This window comes from uncultured Lutibacter sp., from assembly GCF_947493565.1.
In the GTDB taxonomy this organism is placed as follows: Bacteria; Bacteroidota; Bacteroidia; order Flavobacteriales; family Flavobacteriaceae; genus Lutibacter; species Lutibacter aestuarii.
Genome location: NZ_CANLRG010000002.1, coordinates 164,941 through 187,559 on the forward strand (window position 1 = coordinate 164,941; position 22,619 = coordinate 187,559).

Sequence of the window (22,619 nt, forward strand, 5' to 3'; positions counted from 1 at the left end):
CGTGTATTACTCAGTATTAAATTAAGACATTCAAATATATTTAAAAAATAATGAACCTGAATGTGAAGTTAGTTTCAAAAAAAAACCTTGAACATTATAAATTTTAATTACAATGTTCAAGGAATAAATAAATCAACCCCAAAGACTTATTTAATGTTTTTAATGTATAGTGCCAAAACCCCTCTTGACATTAATACAAAACAAATATACATCTGATTATACTTACTTTGAAATGAAATATGCCTTTGTGCTTAAAAAATATATAAATGGTTAGTTTTTAGCAATAAACGGTATTTTTAGAATTTTCTATTTTATTAAAAATTGACTACTTCAACAGTTTCAAAACCCCAAGATATTCCTTTTTTCTTGTAAATCACCTTTTTAACTGTATGTTCATTGTTAAGTTGTACCAACCTTTCGTAAGTAGTTTCTTTAATATTCTGACAAACACTACCCGTACCTATAAATTTTATAGTACTTTTATTATTTTTAGTTTTAAAATCTTCAATGATTTTATCGTCTGAAGGAATTGAAAATTTAAGTATTGACATTAAAGATTAATATAAATTAATTACAAATTTAGTTATCCAAAAATATATATTTTATTAAAATTTGCTAAAACCTATTATGAATCAATAAATGGTATTTTAAATTTTATAAATGGTTTGTTTTTCTTAATTATTTATTGGAAAACTTACTAAAACTTGAGTCCCCGTTTTTTCTTCGGAAGAAATGTCTTTGGTTTCAATTTTTACATCTTTATTTTTATATAGAATTCTAATTCTATTTTCTGTTGCTTCAGTTCCAAAAAATTTGCGTTTTTTGGACATATGCTCTAATTCTTTTGCCTTATTAATACCAATTCCATTATCTTGAATAATACAAAGAACATTATCATTTGCTCTTTTTATAATAAGTTTAATCTCTTTGCTACCTTCTTTTTTCATAATTCCATGCCAAATAGAGTTTTCAATAAAAGGCTGTAAAAATAGAGGTGGTACTTTGATGCCATCTAAATTTAAATTTTCATCTACTTCAACAATGTAATCGAACCCCCCAGAAACTCTCATTTGCTCAAGTTTAACATATAGAGAAAGTATTCCTAATTCTTCAGATAATGTTGATGTAGGACTTGATGAACTGTTTAAAATAACTCTAATTAAACGTGAAAATTTTGTAATATAATCAGATGCTTTTTCTACTTCATTCTTTAACACAAAATTGTTAATGGAGTTTAATGAATTGAATAAAAAATGTGGGTTCATTTGACTTTGAAGAGCTGTCATTTTCAACTCTTCCATTTCTTTCAGTTTAACGGCAAGTCTCACTTCAGCATTTTTACTTTTTTGTTCAATTCTCTTTATTATAAAACCTATTATAACTGAAAATATAATGCTTTGTAAAATGGCTCCTAAATAGGTGAAAAACATCGCTTGAAGCCCTCTAGATTCAAAAAATTCAGTTCCTAAAAATATTTCTAAAAAACTTATATTAGCTAATGCAACATAAATAAATGATCCAACCACAAAATAAATAGAAAATTTGTCTTTTATTTTAGTTACTATAATATAATATGTTAGTAAGGTAAAAAGTGTTAAAAAAGGAACTACTATTGTAAACGCCTTAACTTGAAATTCATAACCAAAAAGTGCTTGAATTACAATAAAAATACCTGCTAATATTAACAGTATTTTGGTTCCAAGTTCAAAATACTTGTCCCACTTTATTAAATGAGTTCTTGTATCTAATAAGTCTCTAGCAAAAGCAATGTAAGCTGCATATGCCAAAAATTGGATAGAAAAGTTAATGTAATTGTAAAATGCCTGAAACTCTCCATTTAATACATGTTGTAAAAAATAAATTGTAAGTGCTAGTAGATATAAACTATAGTATAAATATAGTTTACTTTTATTTTGAAAGAAAATTAAAAAATGATAAATGAACAGCACGAAAAGCCCTCCTCTTATCCACGAAAAAATTTCAGAACCGTAATCTAAAAACATTTTTTAATCTAAATATAATCTTTTAAATAATTCAGCTTTTCTATTTCTGCTTATACTAGCTGTTAAACCATTAGTCATAATAAGTTCTCCACCTAAACCTTTTAAATATTCTTTTACATGATTTAAATTTACTAAATAAGAATTATGTACTCTGAAAAACTCAGGAAATAAGAATTTCTTTTCAACTTCTTTAAGTGTTTTGGAAACCAAAATTTGTTGTTCAGATTTTAAAAAAATTGTTGTATAACTTTTATCAGATTTTAACATAACTACATCATCCTTTTCTAATAAATATACCTTTCCATCAGCTGAAATATTTATTTTATCATTATTGTCATTCAAATTATTTAATAATAATTGAAGTTTGTTTTCTAATAAATCGCCTTTTTTAGATTTTTGAATTTTATCCATTGCTTCTAATAGCTCATCTTTATCAACAGGTTTAAGAAGATAGTCTATCGCTGATACTTTAATTGCTTTAAGTGCAAATTCATCATGCGCTGTTGTAAAAATTAGATTAAAATCTCTATTATCAAGCTTTTCTATCATTGTAAAACCATCCATTTCTGGCATTTGAATATCCAAAAAAACAACATCTGGTTTTTCTTCATTAATAATATCAATGGCTTTTATTGGGGAGTTACAAGTGCTAACTTCCACATTTTCAATATAATTTTTCAATTTCCATTCTAATGCTTCTAAAGCATCATTTTCATCATCAACTAATAAAATTTGTAACATAATCTGAGGGTCGATGTTAATTATTCCTTTTTCAATTAATTTGCAAGATACAACATTTGAATATATGTTCAAAAAGTTAATTTTTTATTTACTTTTTTACAGGCAAAACGTAAAAAAATACTGCTATAAAGTGACAAAAACTACCTATTAAAACAAATATATGAAATATGGCATGGTTGTATTTTATACGCTTAATACTGTATAAAACTGCTCCAATGGTATAAGAAATTCCTCCAGCTAATAACCATAAAAGTCCTTCTAAAACTAAACTATTTACTAAAGGTTTTATAGCAAAAATAATTAGCCACCCCATTAACACATAAGCTATGGTTGAAATTTTGTCATATTTTCCGGTATAAAAGAGTTTTAAAATAACTCCCATAAGTGCCAAGCCCCAAGAAACGCCAAAAATAGTCCAACCTACCCAGCCCTTTAAAACAACTAATGTAAACGGAGTATAGGTTCCAGCAATTAAAATATAAATAGCAGCATGGTCAAAAATATTTAAACGTTGGCGTAATTTAGGGTTTTGAACATAATGATATAAGGTTGAAGCCGAATATAAAACTATTAAACTTGCTCCATAAATACTAAAACTCACTATATGCCATGCCGTTCCTTCTAAACTTGCAAACACAACTAACAAAACTAAGGCGGGTATACTTAAAACCAACCCTATTAAATGTGAAATTACATTCCATTTCTCTTCTTTAGGATCATAGTATGTTACTAAGTCTTTTTTCATTTTTTTTAAACGAAATTAAAAACATTTAATTATTTATTGTTTTAATTATTTCTGTCGGAAATTAATTCATTAAAAATTAAATTAAATGTTTGTTTTTTTAAAGAGTCACTATCTCTAATAATCATTCCTTTAGTTTGAATAAAATGATGAATTTTTACTCTTAGTTTTCCTGGACTTCCACTAAAAAAAGTATACGAAAATCTTTTTTTACAATCATACATTGTAATAGGCACAATAGGTATTTGGTGCTCAATTGCCAAACGAAAAGCCCCATTTTTAAAATCGGCTAATACAATACTTTCATCATCAGGAACCAATCCTTCTGGAAAAATACAGATATCCAAACCATTTGATAGTCTTTTTCTTGCTTCATCAAAAACTGCTTTTCTACTTCTCGAATTGTTTCTATCAACAATAATACAGGTCTGTTTATAAAAAAATCCAAATATTGGAATTCTGGTCAATTCTTTTTTACCAACAAAAACAAATGGATTTTTTGCCAGCGCAAGCATAACCATAATATCGATCATTGAGGTATGGTTTGGGCAAAACATATAGCTTTTTTTATCATCTAAAACTTCATCTTCAATTACCGCTATTTTAAAGCCCATTACAAAAAGTATGGTTTTCCCCCAAACTTTGGCAATTTTAAAAAATACTGGATACAGTTTTTCTGACGAAGTTACTATTAATAAAATAGGAAAAATAGCAAGCACACTAAAAAACACCCAGCCATAAAACCAACAGCGCCAAAAAATGTATAATGGATATTTAAAAATTTTCATAAGTATCAAAAATACATATTTAAATTCTATTCTTTTTTTCTTTTTTAAATATGTATTTTTGCCTTTCAAATTTAAATACAAATGTCGAGAATTTTAACAGGTGTTCAAAGCACAGGAACACCACATTTAGGAAACCTATTAGGTGCAATTATTCCAGCAATAGAAATGGCAAACAACTCTCAAGAAGATTCGTTTTTATTTATTGCAGATATGCATTCTCTTACTCAAATAAAAAATGGTAAAGAACTACGTGAAAATACTTACAGCGTAGCAGCAACTTGGCTTGCCTTTGGTTTAGATGTTAATAAAAGTGTTTTTTATCGACAAAGTGATATCCCTGAAGTTACTGAACTTTCTTGGTATTTAAGTTGTTTTTTCCCATTTCAAAGATTGACTTTAGCTCATAGCTTTAAAGATAAGGCAGATCGTTTAGATGATGTAAATGCTGGGCTTTTTAATTATCCTATGCTTATGGCTGCAGACATTTTATTATATGATGCTGAAATTGTACCAGTAGGAAAAGATCAATTACAGCACTTAGAAATAACTAGAGATGTTGCCAACCGATTTAATCATCAAATGGGAGATACTCTTGTTCCTCCTGAAGCAAAAATTAAAGAGGGTACTATGTATGTTCCAGGTACAAATGGTGGGAAAATGAGTAAGTCTAGTGGAAATATTATAAATTTATTTTTACCTGATAAGCAATTACGTAAACAGATTATGAAAATTCAAACGGATTCAACTCCGTTAGAAGATCCTAAAAACCCTGATACTTGTAATTTATTTGCTTTATATAAATTAATTGCTTCTCCAAAACAAGTAGTTGAAATGAGAGCAAATTACGAAAATGGAAATTATGGTTATGGGCATGCTAAACAGGCTTTTTATGAATTATTAATTGATAAATATTCTACTGAAAGAGAACGTTATACCTATTACATGAACAACTTAGAAGAAATTGATAAAGCTTTAGCAATTGGAGCTGAAAAAGCACGAAAAGTTGCAGCAAAAGTTTTAAAAAGAGTTAGAAAAAAAATTGGTTATTAGTTTAATCAAATAAAAAAAACCGCTAAATATTTAGCGGTTTTTTTTATTTGGTTTTTTAGTTATTTAATTTTTATCGTTTTTAAAATAGCTTCTATTTCAAACATATAATCACGTTTGTTAATTGAAGGTGCGTAGGTAAAGCCTTCTACTACTACCAATCTATTATTTGGCTTATCTACAATAGTATAGCTTAAAAATGGACCTGCCATATATACATTTTTAACTTCCCACTTACCCCGAGTTTCAAAAGCTTTTTTACCATCAATTTCTACTTCAAAAATATGTGGTGCATAAGCTTCCTCAGTAATCATATATGAGCCATCTATTTCACCTGGAATGTATTTTTCACCTATTGCATCTCTAATAGCAACAATATTGTTTCCATTTTCATCATCTTCAGAAGTAATAGGAACTGTATACGCAATAACTTCCATGCTATTACCTCCACCTATATGGTAACGATACCATATAAAATCACCATCATCTTCAACTTTATTATATTTTCGTGGAAATTTTAAAGTAAAACCTTGCTTATTAAACGTCTCAATTGTTGTTGGATCCCAATAACTTTTTGAAATTTCTCGCTGAGTAGCTTTTAAATCGGCATCTTTAAAAATAGTGACTATTTTTTTACTATTTTTTTGAATTTCAGAAATCAACTCTTCTTTATTTTTTGCTGTTATTGTTACAATTTTTTGAGGTGCAGCATAAACATTGGTAGCAACTTTAAATGTAGTTGAATCTGTTATTCCAATATTTAACACACTTCTTGTAGCTCTAAACATGCTTCCAAAACTTTCTATTGGAACTTGAGTTACTTCAAACTGCGATTCTGGTTGTGGTAAGCCTAAAACAGGTTCTGTGATTATTTTTCTTAGCTCATCTCCTAACTCTCCTTGCCATTCGCTATTTTTCATTACAATTAGCAGATTATTAATACGACCATTTGCTTCTTTTAATATTTTTTTATTATCTCCAGATCCACATGAGATGAATAAAGAAACTACAATTAATAAAACACTTATTTTTTTCATTTGTTATGATATTAATTTACACTGATTAAATTGAATGCTCAACAAATTAAGCTTTTCTAAATTATTTTGTAAATATTTTTAATTTCATTCCTGGTTTTAGACTTTTAGCACTCCAAATATTGTTCCAATCTTTAATATTTTGAACAGAAACATTAGAATATTTTTGAGCTATAGACCAAAGCGAATCTCCAGATTTAACTGTATGTGTACTGAAATTTCCTTCAGGTTGTGCTTTTTTTGTTTTGTTAGATGTTGCAACTGCAACCGATGTGTTTAATTTTTTAGGATATACTATAAGTCTTTGACCAATTCTTAATCTGGTACTTCGCATATTATTCCAACGTTTTAAACTGCTTACAGATACGCCATATTTGTTAGCTATTTTACCTAAAAAATCACCGCTTTTAACTCTGTAAACAATCCGATCATTCATTTCAAAGTATTTTGGTAATGGTTTTTCTCTTTTAGCATCTTCAGCATCGGCATATGCATAAATTAATTGCTCGTTACTTATAAAATTACCAACATCTTTAACTGGTAAGGCTAATTTATAATCTCTACCTTTTATGTAAGGCACAATATCTAATTTATACTGTGGGTTTAAAAATTGTAATACTTCAATATCAACATTTAAAGTTTCATAAATTTGTTCAAAAGTTAATTGTCTTTTTACTTGAACCGTATCTGTTTCAAAATAGGTTAGTGTATTTTCTCTTGCCTTAATATTATGCTCATTTGCATATTCAAAGATATATAGTGTAGCATAAAAAGCAGGCACGTAATTAGCTGTTTCTCTAGGTAAGTTATGCCTAATATTCCAATAGTTAGTACTACCTCCTGAACGGCGAATTGCTTTAGTTACATTTCCTGGTCCTGAATTATACGCTGCTAAAGCCAAATCCCAATCTCCAAAAATTTTATACAAACTAGCCAAATATTTACAGGCAGCTTCTGTTGCGCTATAAGGGTCGGAACGTTCATCAACATAAGAGCTTACATTTAAATCAAATTGTTTTCCAGTTTGATACATAAATTGCCATAATCCTGTGGCTCCAACTCTTGAGCGCGCTCTAGGTTTAAGTGCAGACTCAACAATGGCTAAATATTTCATTTCTAAAGGAATGTCATATTTATCTAATACCTCTTCAAAAATCGGAAAATAATAACGTGCTTTTTCCATTAAACCAGAAAAAGCGGATTTTCTTCTTTTTAAATAGGTTTTAATAACTTGTTCTAAATGCGTATTGTATTCAATATGAAAAGGAGTTTTACTGTCTAAAATTTGCAAACGCTCTTTTAATACATCTGTTGGGAGTTCTTCTAAATCGGTTACTAAAATTTCATCTTCTTTTAGTACGTATTGAATGGTATCATACAAAGGCGATTTAATTAACTCGTTTAGCCATAAACTATCAATTAATGTTGCCTCTTTATGAAATTTAAGTACTAATGAATCTGATTTTTTTATAAATAGTGTATCATTTTCAGAAAATAACTCTTTGGTATCTTCAATTTTTTGAAGTTGCAAAGAATCCTTCTCTTTTTGCGAAAACCCAGTTACACTTATCAATAAAATTGCTATAAATCTTAGTTTCCTCATTAAAATTTATTCTTTTAATAGTTTTGAAATTTCATCTAAATTAGGTGCTAAAATAATTTCTATTCTTCTATTTTTAGCTTTCCCTTCAAGAGTTTTATTGGAGTCAATTGGTACAAACTCACTTCTACCTGCTGCAGTAATTTGAGTTGGATTAACTCCCTTGTTTTCTAGAATTCTAACTATTGCTGTTGCCCTTTTAACAGATAAGTCCCAATTATCAATTAGTGTAGAGCCTCTATATGGAACATTGTCTGTATGCCCTTCAATTAAAACATTAATATCGGTATTTTCAGATAAAACACTTGCCAGCTGCTCTACCGCTTTTTTACCTTCAGTTCCAACAGCCCAACTTCCAGAGTTAAACAATAATTTATTTTCCATAGACACATAAATTTTTCCATTTTTATGAACTACGGTTAAGCCTTTTCCTTCAAAATTGTGCAAGGCACTTGAAATTGCATTTTTTAAATGTTGCATTTGTGCTTCTTTTGCATCAATTAAAGCTTGTAACTCATCTATTTGTTCTGAGCGTTTATTCAGTTCTTTTTGTAGATTTTCTAAACGTTCGCTTTCCATTACAAGTTTTCGTTCTTTTTCTTCAAGTTGGACTAATAATTCTTGATTTTTTTTAGATTGTTCTGCTAGCTTTTTTGAACTTTGAGTTGCTAAAACCGTATATGATTCATCTAAATTTTTGTATTTATTTTGAAGTGCTATATACTCATCATTTAAACTTTTATTTTGATTTTCTAGTACTGCATATTCATTTTGAAGCTTCTCAAAATCTTCTTCCAATGCCTTTTTAGAAACTAATAGTTGATCCTTTTCTTCAATTAAAGCGGTATTTGAAGCTCTTAATTTATTGAATTTTGTTTCTAACTCTTGATAAACTTTTTTAGAAACACAGGCATTTAAGGTAAATGCAATAACAATTAAAATTGAGGTTTTTTTAAACATATTTTTAGTGTTTTTTATTTTTCTATTTCTACTACTATTGGACAATGATCTGAATGTTTTGCTTCAGGTAAAATATATGCTCTTTTAATTTTATCTTTTAATGGCTCACTTACCATATGATAATCAATTCTCCATCCTTTATTATTATTTCTAGCATTGGCTCTATAACTCCACCAACTGTAATGATGAGGTTCTTTATTTAAATACCTAAATGAATCAATAAATCCACTATCTATAAAATTTCCAATCCATTCTCTTTCAACGGGTAAAAACCCTGAAACACCTTTCATTTTAGGGTTATGAATATCAATTTCTTGGTGACAAATATTATAATCTCCACAAATAATTAAATTGGGAATCTCTTTCTTTAAGTCATTTACATACTCTTGAAATTCATCCATATAATTCAATTTAAAATCTAACCTATCATCATTAGTTCCAGAAGGCAAGTACAAACTCATGATTGAAAATTCATCAAAATCAATACGCAAATTACGTCCTTCAAAATCCATTGATTCAATACCTGTTCCATATGCTACATAATTTGGTTCATGCTTTGATAAAATTGCTACGCTACTATAGCCTTTTTTTTGAGCTGAAAACCAATAATGGTATGGATAACCAGCTTCCTCAAACAAGTTTAAATCTAGCTGATCTTTATGTGCTTTTGTTTCTTGAATACAAATTACATCAGGTTTTGCAGATTGTAACCAATCTAAAAACCCTTTTTTTAATGCTGCTCTAATTCCGTTAACGTTGTATGATATTATTTTCATTTTATTCGTTTTCGTATAAATCTCTTAATGTTCTTCTCATTACTTTATTGGAAGCTGTTCTAGGTAATTTTTCAATTTTTACCAAATCTGAAACTTTAAATAGTGGGTTTAGTTGTTTTCTAACAACCTCTTTTGCTTGTTGTAAACGTTCTTCTTTAGTTACTTCAGTAGGGTTCTCTACATAATAAACAACTAATAAACTTGGTCCTCCATCTTTTGGTGAAACTGCAATAGCAGCAGCTTCTTTTACAAAGGAAAGTTTGTTTAAAACCGCCTCTATTTGAACAGAACTTACTTTAATTCCACCTAAATTCATTGCGTCATCAACCCTTCCTTGAGCTTTATAATACCCATTTTCTAATTGCAAAAGTTGATCTCCATGACGCCGAGTTAAATTTCCTTCAAATTTTGGAGTGTTTTTATAATATACTTCAAAATGATTTCGATTTAATAAGGTATTTGATAATCCCATTATCGGTGGAAGTAAAAATAACTCTCCTTTAGTTGTTTTATTGTTGTTTTCATCTAACAATACAAATTCTCCTCCTAAAGCTTGAGTTGAAAAAGTACTAGCTATATTTGGTTGAACAACAGTACTTGTAACATAACCTCCTCCTATTTCAGTACCTCCACAATATTCTATAACTGGTTTTTTATTTGCTAATTGCATTAAATATTCCATTTCGTTTGGATTGGAAACTTCTCCGGTAGAACTAAAACATTTTATGGTATCCCAATTAAAGTTCTCCATACACTTTGTGTGCTGCCAATATTTTACAAAACTTGGGATTACTCCCAACATAGTGACTTTTGCATATTGAACAAATTCACCAAACTCTTCACCCATAGGTGCTCCGTAATACAAAGCTATAGTAGCTTTGTTAATAAGCGCTGCAAAAACCAACCAAGGCCCCATCATCCACCCTAAATTAGTTGGCCAACAAACCACATCATTTTTATGGATATCTTGATGGTAATATCCGTCACTTGCTCCTTTTATAGGTGTTGTATGTGTCCAAGGGATTGCTTTGGGTTCTCCTGTAGTTCCAGAAGAAAATAAAATAGTAATGATATCATCTGGATGTTGAATAACTGTTTCAAATTCAGTATTAGAACTTACAAAATCAGTCCAATACATATCATGACTTCTGAGGTTGATAGTTTTTTCTGAAACTTCTAAAACAACTGCTTTTGGAGCATTAGCATCCACTATTTTTTGAAATAAAGGCAACTCTTTACCCGCCCTTTTTAATACATCTTGAGTAAAAATTATGCTAGGTTTGGTTATTTTTAATCGAACAGCTATTTCATTTGGTGTAAAACTATCTGCTATGGTAACTATTGGCATTCCTGCTTTAATTCCTGCCAAATAAATTGCTACAGCTTCTAAAGTCATAGGCATATCAATAGCAATTCTATCTCCCTTTTTTAGTCCAATTTTAAGTAGTCCATTAGCAATTCTATTAACTAATTCTAACAGTTCTTTTTGACTTACTTTTTGAAGTTGCCCTCCTTCTTTCTGAAAAATTATAGCAATACTATCATCATCATTTTGAAAGCAAGAATCTACAATATTAAGTTTGGCATTTTTTAACCACTGTGGGTTTTCTACTCCATTAGAAACATCAACAATTGAAGTATATTTTTGTTGCAATTTAATTGCTAAATTTTGAAGTGTTTCTTCCCAAAAACTATCTTTTTGTGTTACAGACCATTTCCAAAAATCTTGATAATTATTAAAACCATGTTGTTGCATCATTTTAAAAATGTTGCTGTGTTCAATTACTTTTTTTGATGGCTTCCAAAAAGGTTTATACTTCATTTTATCTTAAAATTCTATTTCCTTTTCAATAATTTCTTCAACAGCACCTTCTTTTGTTTTATTACAGTCTATCTCAATGTTTAACTCTTCAGGTTTTTCAAATTCATCTTTACTCACATTTAAGCTTGGATCTGCATACAATTTTTGATAAAATAATGCCCAAATTGGCAATGCCATAGTAGCTCCTTGCCCTTTAGTTATTCCTGCAAAATGTGTGGCTCTATCTTCTCCACCTACCCAAACACCTGTAGCTAAATTAGGTACAATTCCCATAAACCAACCATCGGATTGATTTTGTGTTGTTCCTGTTTTACCTGCAATAGGATTGGTAAATTGGTAAGGATAGCCCGTTACTACATTATCTGGGTAATTCCCCCATTTACTACGCAAACGAATCCCTGATCCAGATTCTGTAACTCCTTCTAATAAATTTATAACTACATAAGCAGACTCTTCACTTAATACCTCTTTAGAGTTAGGTGCAAATTGTTCTAAAACTGTGCCATTTTTATCTTCAATTTTTAACAACATCATTGGTTCAACTTGCAACCCTTTATTGGCAAATGTTGCATAAGCGTTTACCATTTCATATAAGGATAAATCTACCGACCCTAAAGCAATTGCTGGTACCTCAGGAATTTCACTTTTAATCCCAGCACTTTTAGCTAAAGCCACAACAGTTTGTGGATGAACCATGTCAATTAATTGTGCTGTTACTACGTTAACAGAACCCGCTAGAGCTTCTTTTAAGGTTAATTCTCCTCCATAATCGTCAGTGGCGTTTTTTGGAGTCCAATCTTCTGGCATTCCGTACTTTTCTTTTGGAATAGTGTAAGGCGCGTTTGGTAACTTATAACAGGGTGATAATTTTAATTGATTGATTGCCGAAGCATATACAAATGGTTTAAATGTAGAGCCAACTTGTCTTTTTTGTTGTTTTACAGCATCAAACTGAAAATGTTTGTAATTGATACCTCCTACCCAAGTTTTTATATGTCCTGTTTGAGGTTCGATAGACATTAACCCTGCTCTTAATATATGCTTGTAGTATCTTATAGAATCTTTTGGAGATAGTATGGTATCGATATCTCCTTTCCACGAAAATATTTTCATGTTTGTTTTTTCGTCAAAAGAAGCCCTGATCTCTTTTTCAGAAGCTCCATTTGCTTTCATTCTTCTCCAACGGTTTGAACGTTTCATTGCTTGTTCAATTGTTGAGGCTATCTGATGTTTATCAAGCTCATAAAAAGGAGCTGTTCTGTTACGTTTTTGTTCTTTAAAAAATACGCGTTGTAAATTTGCCATATGCTCTTGCATCGCTTCTTCGGCATATTGTTGCATTCGAGAATCTATAGTAACATATATTTTAAGACCATCTCTGTGAATGTTGTATTCTGAGCCATCAGGTTTTGGATTTTTTTTAATCCAATCTTTCATAAAATCACGCAAATACTCTCTAAAATAAGTAGCATATCCATCACTATGTCCCTCTCTATTTATATTCAGGTCTAATCCTTTTTGCTGCAAAGAATCTTTTAATTTTTCAGTAATAAAATTATTTCTATGCATTTGACTCAATACTACATTTCTTCGATCTCTAACCAACTCTTCTCTTCTTAACGGATTAAAATATGAAGCATTTTTAAGCATCCCAACTAACATTGCAGATTCGGAAACGCTTAAATCTATTGGTTCCTTCCCAAAATAAATACGTGAAGCTGAACGAATACCTACAGCTAGATTTAAAAAGTCGTACTTATTCAAATACATCGTTAAAATTTCATGTTTCGTGTACTGACGCTCTAGACGAACCGCAATTACATATTCTTTGAATTTTTGAAGTATCCTTTCAGGCAAATTTTTAGATCCTTCTCCGTGAAATAATAATTTGGCTAATTGTTGTGTAATGGTACTACCTCCTCCTCCTTTACCCATTTTTGCAACAGCACGCATTGTAGCTTTAAAATCTATTCCAGAATGCTCGTAAAAACGCTCGTCTTCAGTTGCAATAAGAGCCTCCACTAGGTTTTGAGGCAAGTCAGAGTATTTTACAGGAGTACGGTTTTCAAATGCATATTTTCCTAGGGTTTTACCATCAATAGAAATGACTTCTGAAGCTAAGTTTTTTTCGGGATTTTCTAACTCTTCAAATGTGGGTAGTTTTCCAAAAACACCCCAAGACGCTAATAAAAATATTAAAATTAACGAAGCTGTTCCTCCTAAAACAACCATCCAAAACCATTTTACATATTTGTTAAATTGAGTGCTTGTAGTTTCTTTTTTTGTCATTTTTTAACTTTTTCTATACTTAAACCTACATTTGTAATACCTTTTAAAGGTTCTTTTCCTTCAATATCTTGAATACTTCTTGTAGCTTGTTGAATCATAAATTTGTAATCTCCTTTTTCAGAAAATACTACATTTTCTTTATAAAAAAGTTTGTTTTCTTTAATATCTGTAAAACCAGAACCCAACCATTTTCCTGAAGCATCCGTCATTTCATATTCCAAAGTATCAACTACTTGAAAACCACTTGGAAATTCAATTTTAGTTATTAAAAACAATGAGCTAAACTCATAATCTTTATTATTTCTAATATTTATAAACACATTTTTAGATGAAATAGTATCTAGGTTTGGCACAATAAAATCTAGTTTAGCACCTGAAGGCCATTCATGATTATCAATAGATTGATATTGGTCAAATACCATGTTTGAATTACAAGAAATAAGCAGTAAGGCAATTATAATACTACTTAATTGTTTACGAATTTTTAGTATTGTTTGCACTTTTTTTAGGAGGTCTTCGTTTTTTATTTCTATTTACTTTAGTCTTTGGTTGATTTCCATCTACAGCCTCTTTTGCTTTTATAATATTTTTTTTAGGCTGATTTTTAGGAAGATTGGTATTTTGTTGATTTTTAGGCTTATTAATTCTATTTTTATTTTTGTTTTTTCTCTTCTTCTTTCTTTTTGGAATATCAAAACGAGTTAAGCTATCTTGGCCAACAACATTTTCAAAATCTGTTTTTGGATCTTCAATTAAATCAACTTCATAATCTTCTAATGAAGAAATTTTTTCTTTATTATTATTTAAAGTAATAATTTCTTGAACCTGATCTAGGGTAAGTTTATACCATTTACTTCTATTTTCTTTATAAGTATACCATAATAGGTTTTTGAAAATATCCATTTTAATAAAAACGGCATCTCCTTTCTCGGTTTTTAAAACAACATCTTGTTTAGGAAAATCAGTTAAAGCGTCTAAATAAGTATCTAGCTCATAATTTAAACAGCATTTTAATTTACCACATTGCCCTGCTAATTTTTGAGGGTTTAAAGATAATTGTTGATAACGAGCAGCTGTAGTATTTACTTTTCTTAAATCGGTTAACCAAGTTGAACAACATAACTCACGTCCACAAGAACCAACGCCTCCTAATCTAGCAGCTTCTTGACGCAAACCCACTTGTTTCATTTCAACACGAATGCTAAAAGCACTCGCTAAATCTCTAATTAACTGTCTAAAATCAACTCGTTCATCAGCTGTATAATAGAACGTAGCCTTATTTCCATCGCCTTGATACTCAACATCTGAAAGTTTCATTTTTAATCCTAAACGACTTAAAATTTCTCTTCCTCTATATTGTGTATCGTATTCTTTATCACGTGCAGCTTGCCAAATATCTATGTCTTTTTGAGTTGCTTTGCGGTATATTTTTTTTACGTCTTCACTATCAGCATCAATTCCTTTTTTCTTCATTTGAATTTTTACCAATTCTCCTGTAAGCGAAACTGTACCAACATCGTGACCTGGATTTCCTTCTACAGCAACTACATCACCCATAGAAAGTTGTAAATTATCTACATTTTTATAAAAATGTTTTCTTCCATTTTTAAAACGAACCTCTACAATTCTCATTGGTTCTTGCCCTGTAGGTAAAGCCATATTAGACAACCAATCAAAGACCGAAAGTTTATCACAGTCTCCTGTACCACAATTTCCGTTACTTTTACAACCTTTTGGAATTGTATTTATATCTGAAGAGCAACTATTACAGCTCATATATTAAATCTATTTTATTTAAGTTAAGTAAAATTGAACCTGCAATTTTACAATCTTCACTAATTTGTAAAGATATAATTAATATTACTAAAGTAAAACGTTTAAAATTGGATTTTAGGTTTGTTTTACATCAATAATTTTTACCGGACAAGCTTCCTTTGCTTTTAAACTTGCATCAAAAATAGTTTCGTCTGATGATTTAATTGTGAAAAATCCTTTTTTTTCTTTAGAATGTAGTAATACTGATTTTCCGTCTTTTTTGGACATTTGAAATTGAGCAGGAGCTAATTCAACACAATAATTACAGCCAATACATTTAGCTCTTTGCAAGGTTATAATTACCATATTAAGCCTCTACTTTATTTTCAACAATTTTATATAATTTATCTGATGGACGGATTCTAAAATCTAATGGAATGGTGCACGAATCTCCTTTTTGAGCTTTTGTACCTTCAACATCATTTACATACATTTCTTTTACTTTCATTTCTTTAGCACCAGTGGTTGGTCCTGTTATTAAAATGGTATCTCCAATAGTAATATCGTAGGCTTCAATTTTAAACTCTCCAATATTAGACTTTGGGAAATAATGCATTCCTTTTCCTAGATATACTTTCTTTTGAGAGGCATGACTTCCAGAGCCCTTGCTCCACTCTCCTAATTGTTGCCCTAAATAATATCCACTCCAAAATCCTCTATTATATACTTTTTCCAACTCTTGCATCCAAGTAATCACTTTTTCTTTGCTGTAAGTTCCTTCTTCAATACTATCAATAGCATCTCGGTAACATTTAATTACTTTAGCTACATATTCAGGAGCTCTACCTCTTCCTTCAATTTTTAACACTTTTACACCTGCATCTACAATTTCATTTAAAAAATCGATGGTACATAAATCTTTTGGCGACATAATATACTCATTATCCAACTCCATTTCAACGCCGGTTTCTTGATCTATAACGGTATATTTTTTTCTGCAATTTTGTTTGCAAGCTCCTCTATTTGCAGAGGAATTATGATTATGCAAACTCATATAACATTTACCTGAAACAGCCATACATAAAGCCCCATGTCCAAAAATTTCAATTTCAACTAAGTTTCCTGCTGGTCCCCTAACATCATCTTTTACAATTTGTTCAGTAATTTTCTTTACCTGGCGCAAACTCAACTCTCTGCTCAACACCATGGTATCTGCAAACATGGCATAAAACTTTACAGTTTCAATATTGGTAATATTTATTTGTGTTGAAATATGAATTTCCATTCCAATTTCTCTTGCCGTAGCTATTACTGCTTGATCCATCGCAATAACTGCTGTAATATTTGCGTCTTTTGCTTTTTGAATTAAGGTTTTTACTATTGATAAATCGTGGTCGTAAATAATAGTATTTAAAGTAAGATAGGTTCTTACATTTTTAGCCTTACATCTATCAGAAATTTCTTTTAAATCATCTAACGTAAAGTTAATTGATGCTCTTGCTCTCATGTTTAATTGCTCAACACCAAAATAAATTGAATCTGCTCCATTGTCTAAAGCAGCTTGTAATGATTCAAAATTTCCGGCTGGAGCCATTAATTCTATTTTTCCAGTAGTAGTCATTCTTTTTTGATTTTTTGCAAAATTACATTTTTTATGGTAAGTAATAGAATTCCAAAGCAATAATCGATTTAGAAATCCAAGTAATTATTTTTATTGATTAATAACACCTAGCTTTTTAATGAATTTTTTTTGATTTTTCAATTTTAGTCTTATTAAATTCATCAATATCTATACTATAAAGCGCTCTTGAAGGATAAAAGGAATAATTGGTTTTATTAAAACCTCCAAGAATATATAATTTATGATTGAAATAATAAAGTTTGGCTTCTTTCAAATTTAAATCTATTGAGTATTGATTTAATACATTTGTTAAAATATTGAATGTTACTATTTTATCTGCATCAAAAATATAAATCATGTGTTCATAATTTGCCAAAGCCGGTTTACTAACTCCCTCAAACAATTCTCCTTCTTTTTTCCATTTTCCAGTAATTAAATTATACGATTCAATTGAACTCAATGGTACTTTATTATAGCCTCCTATTAAATAAAATTTATCATTTACCAATACACCTTGAGCTTCTTTTGATACTGGCATGTTTCCTAAATGATACCAAAATCCAGAGTTAACTTCATATAAATGTACTGTATTTGAATATTGTTTTACTCCAAGTTTATTTTTACTAATTGAACCTCCCATTACAATAATATTTCCTTTATAAACACAAGAAGCAAAGTCAACTGCTTGATGAGGATTTGTATCATCAATTTTAATTTTATTTGTTTCTAGATTTAGAACTTCAATTTTATCATCTAAATATTCTCTTTTTTTACTTATTGATGAACGTTTACCTCCTAGAATATAAAATTTATTATCAATTAAATGCGCATTATGATAGGCTCTTTCCCTAAACTTGATGTTCAATTTTTCCCATCTATTATTATTTATATCATAACGTTGTATAGCTCCACTATAACTCTCCTTTGAAAAATTTACACCTTTCCGTAAAAAATCTTTAAAAGAAATTTCTGGATTAAACTCAATAAGTTTTTTAAATCTATCCTCTTCATAAGAAACATCTCCTCCAAAAACATAAATATGCTCATCTTTTAAAATTGATCCAAATGAATAAACCCCTTTTTTCATTTCAGCTAAGACATTGAATTTTATTGAAGGTTTTAAATTTATTTTATTTGAAACCTTTATTTCTTTAAGTGTATTAACATCTTTTAAAAGGTAGATAGAATAATTATTTTTACTAGCTATAAAAGGGATTTCTAAAATACCATATGCAACATGTGAGAATCTAATAGTATCTGATTTAACAATTTTATATGGAAATTTTAAGTGATAATTTCCTTTATGATTAGTTAAAGTGCCTCTATTTATACCTTTCATAAATACATGAACCCCTTCTATTGGTTTATTGGTTTGCGTATCTAAAACTGTACCTTCAATGTATTGAGAATAAGACCAAAAAGAGCTTAATAAAAAATATATAATTGTTGTTATCTTCATAAATATATTTACCATGGGTATCAAAAATCATACCTAACTAAATAATTAACAAACAGAAACTTGGTAGTAAATACAATATACTTATTTAACAAAAAATTATTTATTTGTTAATTTTCAAATATTTACACTTTATTGTTACATTTTTTTATAAAATTTGTAGCATTATTTTAAATCTAAAACAAAATTAAATGAAAGTAGCTGTTGTAGGTGCTACCGGAATGGTAGGAAACGTAATGTTACAAGTTCTGGCAGAAAGAAATTTTCCAATTACTGAACTATTACTAGTAGCTTCAGAAAGATCTGTAGGGAAACAAGTATCATATAAAGATAAAACATATACTGTTATTGGATTGCAAGATGCAGTTAATGCCAAACCTGATATTGCTTTATTTTCTGCTGGTGGAACAACTTCAGAACAATGGGCTCCAAAATTTGCTGAAGTTGGTTGTACCGTTGTAGACAACTCTTCTGCTTGGAGAATGGATTCAACTAAAAAATTAGTGGTGCCAGAAATTAACGGAAATGTATTAACTAAAGAAGATAAAATTATTGCCAACCCAAATTGTTCAACAATTCAGTTAGTAATGGCATTGGCACCGTTACACAAAAAATATCGCATGAAACGTGTAGTAATTTCAACCTACCAATCCGTTTCAGGAACAGGAGTAAAAGCCGTTCAACAATTAGAAAATGAAACAAAAGGTGTAAAAGGAGAAATGGCTTATCATTATCCAATTAATAGAAATGCAATTCCACATTGTGATGTTTTTTTAGAAAATGGTTATACGAAAGAAGAAATGAAATTGGTTAAAGAACCTAAGAAAATTTTAGGTGATGATTCTTTTTCTGTAACTGCAACTGCAGTTCGTATCCCTACTGCTGGTGGGCATTCTGAAGCTGTAAATGTTCAGTTTGAAAAAGATTTTGATTTGGCTGATGTTCGCAAATTATTAAGTGAAACCTCTGGAGTAATTGTACAAGATAATTTAGATACAAATACATATCCAATGCCAATATATGCCAACAATAAAGATGAAGTATTTGTAGGTAGAATAAGGAGAGACGAATCGCAATCTAATACATTAAATATGTGGATTGTAGCAGACAACTTACGTAAAGGAGCTGCAACCAATACCATTCAAATTGCCGAATATTTAGTAGAAAATAATTTGGTTTAATTAAAACTAAAAAGCCGCACAATGTGCGGCTTTGATTTTGGGGTTTCTTGAGGTTTATTTTGAAACCGATAATACATCGTTTATTATTTGCTCTAGTTGATGTTTAGGCAACGCACCTTGAGCCATTTGCGGATCTGCATCTTTAGGAACAAATAACATAGAAGGAATACTTCTAATACCAAAAGCCGCAGCTAATTCTTGTTCTGCTTCAGTATCTACTTTATAAATATTTACTTTTCCTTCGTAATCATTACTTAATTCTTCTAAAACTGGAGCTATCATTTTACAAGGACCACACCAATCTGCATAAAAATCAATAATGCAAGGCAGTTCTCCTTCAAATTTCCACTCTTTATTTTTTTCGAAATTAAAAACCTTTTCTAAAAAAGTTTCTTTTGTTAATAATTCAGTCATTTTAATATATTTTATAATTATATAGCAATTTTTATTCCGTTTTGTTTAGACGACAAAGTGACATAAAAACTTACATATTTAACGTAACAATAGTTACAGCTATTTATTAACTAAGTGCTTAATTCTTAAAAATTTCCTAAATAAAATTTATACTAATTTCAAAGGCACTTTTTTTAATTAAATTTGTTAGCAACTAAAAACAACTACAATGAAAAAAATTTTAATAGTAACAATGATTGGAGTTTTTATGATATCTTGTAAAAATTCTGAATCTGAAAAAACCAGTTTAAATTTGAAGTACCCTACAACTAAAAAAGTTGATACTATTACCAATTATTTTGGAACAGAAGTTAAAGATCCTTATAGATGGCTAGAAGATGATAGATCTAAAGAAACTGCAGATTGGGTAAGTGCGCAAAATGAAGTGACTTTTAACTACTTAACAAAAATTCCTTATCGGGAAGAGTTGAAAAATCGTTTAGAAAAATTATGGAATTACGAAAAAATTGGTTCTCCTTTTAAAGAAGGTGAATACACTTATTTTTATAAAAATAATGGACTTCAAAACCAGCATGTTTTGTACCGGTTTAAAGGAAACGAAGAACCAGAAGTTTTTTTAGATCCAAATACATTTTCTGAAGATGGTACAACATCGCTAGGCGGATTATCTTTTTCAAAAGATGGAAATACCATTGCCTATGCTATTTCTGAAGGTGGTTCTGATTGGAGAAAAATTATTATAATGGATGCTGTTTCTAAAGAAATTAAAGAAGATACCCTACTCGATGTTAAATTTAGTGGTCTTTCATGGAAAGGTAATGAAGGAATTTACTATTCTAGTTATGAAAAACCAAAAGGAAGTGAACTTTCAGCAAAAACGGATCAACATCGTTTATTTTATCATAAATTAGGCACTTCACAAAAAGAAGATATTATAATTTTTGGGGATAAACAAAAAAGAAGATATGTAGGTGGTGGTGTTACTGAAGATGGCAAATACTTAATAATTAGCGCCTCGGTATCAACTTCTGGAAATGAATTATATATAAAAGATTTATCCAACCCTAATAGTGCAATTATTCCTATAATCACTAATTTTGACTACGATACTTCTGTTATTGATAATGATGAAGATACTCTTTTATTACTCACAAATTTAGATGCTCCAAACAAACGAGTTGTAAAAGTGAATGCAAAAAATCCAACACCTGAAAATTGGATTGATGTAATTTCAGAAACTAATAATGTATTAAATGTTACTACAGCAAGCAAAAGTATTTTTGCAAATTATATGGTTGATGCTGTTTCTCAAGTACAACAATACGATTACAACGGAACATTAATTAGAGAAATTAAATTACCTGGAATAGGAACCGTTGGAGGCTTTAATGGGAAAAGCACAGATGAACTAATTTATTATTCATTTACAAACTATACAACTCCCGGTTCAATTTATTCATTTAAACCTGCAAATGGCGAATCTAAATTATATGTAAAACCTGCTATAGATTTTAACTCTGATAATTTTGAATCAACTCAAGTATTTTACACTTCAAAAGATGGAACTAAAATTCCTATGATTATTTCATATAAAAAAGGAACTGAATTAAATGGTAAAAATCCAACTATTTTATATGGTTATGGCGGTTTTAATATTAGTTTAACTCCAAGTTTTAGCATTGCTAATGCTGTTTGGATGGAACAAGGCGGTATTTATGCAGTTCCTAATTTAAGAGGTGGTGGTGAGTACGGAAAAGCTTGGCATGATGCTGGAACAAAACAACAAAAACAAAATGTATTTGATGATTTTATAGCCGCTGCAGAATATTTAATTGAAAACAACTATACCTCTTCAGGTTACTTAGCTATTAGAGGAGGTTCTAATGGAGGTTTGTTAGTTGGTGCAACAATGACTCAAAGACCTAGCTTAATGAAAGTGGCGTTACCTGCTGTTGGAGTTATGGATATGTTGCGTTACCATACTTTTACTGCTGGAGCAGGATGGGCTTATGATTATGGAACTTCTGAAGAGTCAAAAGAAATGTTTGAATACCTAAAAGGATATTCTCCTGTGCATAATGTAAAAGAAGGTGTTGAATACCCGGCAACTATGGTTACAACAGGAGACCATGATGATAGAGTTGTACCTGCACATTCATTTAAGTTTGCCGCTGAATTACAAGCCAAACAAAGTGGAAGTAATGCTACCTTAATTCGTATTGAAACCAACGCAGGTCATGGTGCAGGAACACCTGTATCAAAAACTATTGAACAATACGCTGATATTTTTGGATTTACTTTATACAATATGGGATATAAAGAATTACCTAGTAAAACAAATGTTAAAGGTTAATTTTATAAATACTTTAATAGAAAAACCGTTCAATTGA

Annotated in this window: 20 protein-coding genes; 3 read left to right on the forward strand and 17 right to left on the reverse strand. The window is 29.8% G+C overall.

What is annotated here, in order from left to right; genetic code table 11:
- Positions 1-314: 314 nt before the first annotated feature.
- The 5 genes from Q0714_RS02555 to Q0714_RS02575 all read right to left on the reverse strand — a co-directional run bounded on the left by Q0714_RS02555 (position 315) and on the right by Q0714_RS02575 (position 4,274).
- Positions 315-551 (reverse strand): hypothetical protein, encoded by a 237-nt coding sequence (locus tag Q0714_RS02555; protein WP_298262740.1) that lies wholly within the window; start codon positions 549-551, stop codon positions 315-317.
- Between the two features lie 123 nt (positions 552-674).
- Positions 675-2,003 (reverse strand): sensor histidine kinase, encoded by a 1,329-nt coding sequence (locus Q0714_RS02560; protein WP_298262741.1) that lies wholly within the window; start codon positions 2,001-2,003, stop codon positions 675-677.
- A 3-nt stretch (positions 2,004-2,006) separates the two neighbouring features.
- Positions 2,007-2,816, reverse strand: a complete 810-nt coding sequence (locus Q0714_RS02565) for a LytTR family DNA-binding domain-containing protein (RefSeq protein WP_298262742.1) — start codon at positions 2,814-2,816, stop codon at positions 2,007-2,009.
- Between the two features lie 16 nt (positions 2,817-2,832).
- A complete protein-coding gene (locus tag Q0714_RS02570; protein ID WP_298262743.1) occupies positions 2,833-3,489 on the reverse strand; it encodes a hemolysin III family protein in 657 nt (218 codons plus the stop codon).
- Between the two features lie 41 nt (positions 3,490-3,530).
- Positions 3,531-4,274: a 1-acyl-sn-glycerol-3-phosphate acyltransferase gene (locus Q0714_RS02575; protein WP_298262744.1), complete on the reverse strand. Its 744-nt coding sequence runs from the start codon at positions 4,272-4,274 to the stop codon at positions 3,531-3,533.
- Positions 4,275-4,355: 81 nt separating this feature from the next.
- On the opposite strand from Q0714_RS02575, the gene trpS reads away from it, so the two are divergent.
- Positions 4,356-5,324, forward strand: a complete 969-nt coding sequence (gene trpS, locus Q0714_RS02580; protein ID WP_298262745.1) for a tryptophan--tRNA ligase — start codon at positions 4,356-4,358, stop codon at positions 5,322-5,324.
- A 59-nt stretch (positions 5,325-5,383) separates the two neighbouring features.
- Here trpS and Q0714_RS02585 read toward each other — a convergent pair whose 3' ends face one another.
- The 11 genes from Q0714_RS02585 to Q0714_RS02635 all read right to left on the reverse strand — a co-directional run bounded on the left by Q0714_RS02585 (position 5,384) and on the right by Q0714_RS02635 (position 18,637).
- Entirely contained in the window at positions 5,384-6,358 is a 975-nt protein-coding gene (locus Q0714_RS02585) for a DUF4837 family protein (protein WP_298262746.1), read from the reverse strand.
- Between the two features lie 61 nt (positions 6,359-6,419).
- Positions 6,420-7,958, reverse strand: coding sequence for a lytic transglycosylase domain-containing protein (locus Q0714_RS02590; RefSeq protein ID WP_298262747.1), 1,539 nt, complete (start codon positions 7,956-7,958; stop codon positions 6,420-6,422).
- 6 nt (positions 7,959-7,964) lie between these two features.
- A complete protein-coding gene (locus Q0714_RS02595) occupies positions 7,965-8,915 on the reverse strand; it encodes an OmpA family protein (RefSeq protein ID WP_298262748.1) in 951 nt (316 codons plus the stop codon).
- Between the two features lie 14 nt (positions 8,916-8,929).
- A complete protein-coding gene (locus Q0714_RS02600) occupies positions 8,930-9,691 on the reverse strand; it encodes an exodeoxyribonuclease III (RefSeq protein WP_298262749.1) in 762 nt (253 codons plus the stop codon).
- A 1-nt stretch (position 9,692) separates the two neighbouring features.
- The gene (locus Q0714_RS02605; protein ID WP_298262750.1) at positions 9,693-11,513 is read right to left on the reverse strand and encodes an AMP-binding protein; all 1,821 of its coding nucleotides are present in this window, start codon (positions 11,511-11,513) and stop codon (positions 9,693-9,695) included.
- 6 nt (positions 11,514-11,519) lie between these two features.
- Positions 11,520-13,802, reverse strand: coding sequence for a transglycosylase domain-containing protein (locus Q0714_RS02610; protein WP_298262751.1), 2,283 nt, complete (start codon positions 13,800-13,802; stop codon positions 11,520-11,522).
- Positions 13,799-14,302, reverse strand: a complete 504-nt coding sequence (locus tag Q0714_RS02615) for a gliding motility lipoprotein GldH (RefSeq protein WP_298262752.1) — start codon at positions 14,300-14,302, stop codon at positions 13,799-13,801. The genes Q0714_RS02610 and Q0714_RS02615 overlap by 4 nt, the downstream gene beginning before the upstream one ends.
- Complete coding sequence (locus Q0714_RS02620) at positions 14,277-15,578, reverse strand: regulatory iron-sulfur-containing complex subunit RicT (RefSeq protein ID WP_298262753.1); 1,302 nt, start codon at positions 15,576-15,578, stop codon at positions 14,277-14,279. Before Q0714_RS02620 ends, Q0714_RS02615 begins: the two co-directional genes overlap by 26 nt.
- 114 nt (positions 15,579-15,692) lie before the next feature.
- Positions 15,693-15,923, reverse strand: coding sequence for a ferredoxin (locus tag Q0714_RS02625; RefSeq protein ID WP_298262754.1), 231 nt, complete (start codon positions 15,921-15,923; stop codon positions 15,693-15,695).
- Position 15,924: 1 nt separating this feature from the next.
- Positions 15,925-17,178, reverse strand: a complete 1,254-nt coding sequence (locus tag Q0714_RS02630; RefSeq protein ID WP_298262755.1) for a peptidase U32 family protein — start codon at positions 17,176-17,178, stop codon at positions 15,925-15,927.
- Between the two features lie 115 nt (positions 17,179-17,293).
- The gene (locus Q0714_RS02635) at positions 17,294-18,637 is read right to left on the reverse strand and encodes a carboxypeptidase-like regulatory domain-containing protein (RefSeq protein WP_298262756.1); all 1,344 of its coding nucleotides are present in this window, start codon (positions 18,635-18,637) and stop codon (positions 17,294-17,296) included.
- Positions 18,638-18,825: 188 nt separating this feature from the next.
- Here Q0714_RS02635 and Q0714_RS02640 point away from each other — a divergent pair, with 188 nt between their 5' ends.
- Complete coding sequence (locus Q0714_RS02640; protein WP_298262757.1) at positions 18,826-19,815, forward strand: aspartate-semialdehyde dehydrogenase; 990 nt, start codon at positions 18,826-18,828, stop codon at positions 19,813-19,815.
- A 54-nt stretch (positions 19,816-19,869) separates the two neighbouring features.
- Here the strand turns inward: Q0714_RS02640 and trxA are convergent, their stop codons facing one another.
- Positions 19,870-20,229 carry a thioredoxin gene (gene trxA / locus Q0714_RS02645; protein WP_298262758.1) on the reverse strand — a complete coding sequence of 120 codons (360 nt, stop codon included), beginning with the start codon at positions 20,227-20,229 and terminating at the stop codon, positions 19,870-19,872.
- A gap of 208 nt (positions 20,230-20,437) precedes the next feature.
- On the opposite strand from trxA, the gene Q0714_RS02650 reads away from it, so the two are divergent.
- Positions 20,438-22,582 carry a prolyl oligopeptidase family serine peptidase gene (locus Q0714_RS02650; protein WP_298262759.1) on the forward strand — a complete coding sequence of 715 codons (2,145 nt, stop codon included), beginning with the start codon at positions 20,438-20,440 and terminating at the stop codon, positions 22,580-22,582.
- Positions 22,583-22,619: the final 37 nt, after the last annotated feature.

What these genes read in the sequence shown, in the direction of transcription:
- Q0714_RS02585 (WP_298262746.1), bottom strand. Translation starts at nt 6,358, where the DNA reads ATGAAAAAAATAAGTGTTTTATTAATTGTAGTTTCTTTATTCATCTCA.
- Q0714_RS02640 (WP_298262757.1), top strand. Translation starts at nt 18,826, where the DNA reads ATGAAAGTAGCTGTTGTAGGTGCTACCGGAATGGTAGGAAACGTAATG.
- Q0714_RS02570 (WP_298262743.1), bottom strand. Translation starts at nt 3,489, where the DNA reads ATGAAAAAAGACTTAGTAACATACTATGATCCTAAAGAAGAGAAATGG.
- trpS (WP_298262745.1), top strand. Translation starts at nt 4,356, where the DNA reads ATGTCGAGAATTTTAACAGGTGTTCAAAGCACAGGAACACCACATTTA.
- Q0714_RS02600 (WP_298262749.1), bottom strand. Translation starts at nt 9,691, where the DNA reads ATGAAAATAATATCATACAACGTTAACGGAATTAGAGCAGCATTAAAA.
- Q0714_RS02605 (WP_298262750.1), bottom strand. Translation starts at nt 11,513, where the DNA reads ATGAAGTATAAACCTTTTTGGAAGCCATCAAAAAAAGTAATTGAACAC.
- Q0714_RS02595 (WP_298262748.1), bottom strand. Translation starts at nt 8,915, where the DNA reads ATGTTTAAAAAAACCTCAATTTTAATTGTTATTGCATTTACCTTAAAT.
- Q0714_RS02560 (WP_298262741.1), bottom strand. Translation starts at nt 2,003, where the DNA reads ATGTTTTTAGATTACGGTTCTGAAATTTTTTCGTGGATAAGAGGAGGG.
- Q0714_RS02590 (WP_298262747.1), bottom strand. Translation starts at nt 7,958, where the DNA reads ATGAGGAAACTAAGATTTATAGCAATTTTATTGATAAGTGTAACTGGG.
- Q0714_RS02610 (WP_298262751.1), bottom strand. Translation starts at nt 13,802, where the DNA reads ATGACAAAAAAAGAAACTACAAGCACTCAATTTAACAAATATGTAAAA.
- Q0714_RS02635 (WP_298262756.1), bottom strand. Translation starts at nt 18,637, where the DNA reads ATGAAGATAACAACAATTATATATTTTTTATTAAGCTCTTTTTGGTCT.
- Q0714_RS02625 (WP_298262754.1), bottom strand. Translation starts at nt 15,923, where the DNA reads ATGGTAATTATAACCTTGCAAAGAGCTAAATGTATTGGCTGTAATTAT.
- Q0714_RS02630 (WP_298262755.1), bottom strand. Translation starts at nt 17,178, where the DNA reads ATGACTACTACTGGAAAAATAGAATTAATGGCTCCAGCCGGAAATTTT.
- trxA (WP_298262758.1), bottom strand. Translation starts at nt 20,229, where the DNA reads ATGACTGAATTATTAACAAAAGAAACTTTTTTAGAAAAGGTTTTTAAT.
- Q0714_RS02650 (WP_298262759.1), top strand. Translation starts at nt 20,438, where the DNA reads ATGAAAAAAATTTTAATAGTAACAATGATTGGAGTTTTTATGATATCT.
- Q0714_RS02555 (WP_298262740.1), bottom strand. Translation starts at nt 551, where the DNA reads ATGTCAATACTTAAATTTTCAATTCCTTCAGACGATAAAATCATTGAA.
- Q0714_RS02620 (WP_298262753.1), bottom strand. Translation starts at nt 15,578, where the DNA reads ATGAGCTGTAATAGTTGCTCTTCAGATATAAATACAATTCCAAAAGGT.
- Q0714_RS02575 (WP_298262744.1), bottom strand. Translation starts at nt 4,274, where the DNA reads ATGAAAATTTTTAAATATCCATTATACATTTTTTGGCGCTGTTGGTTT.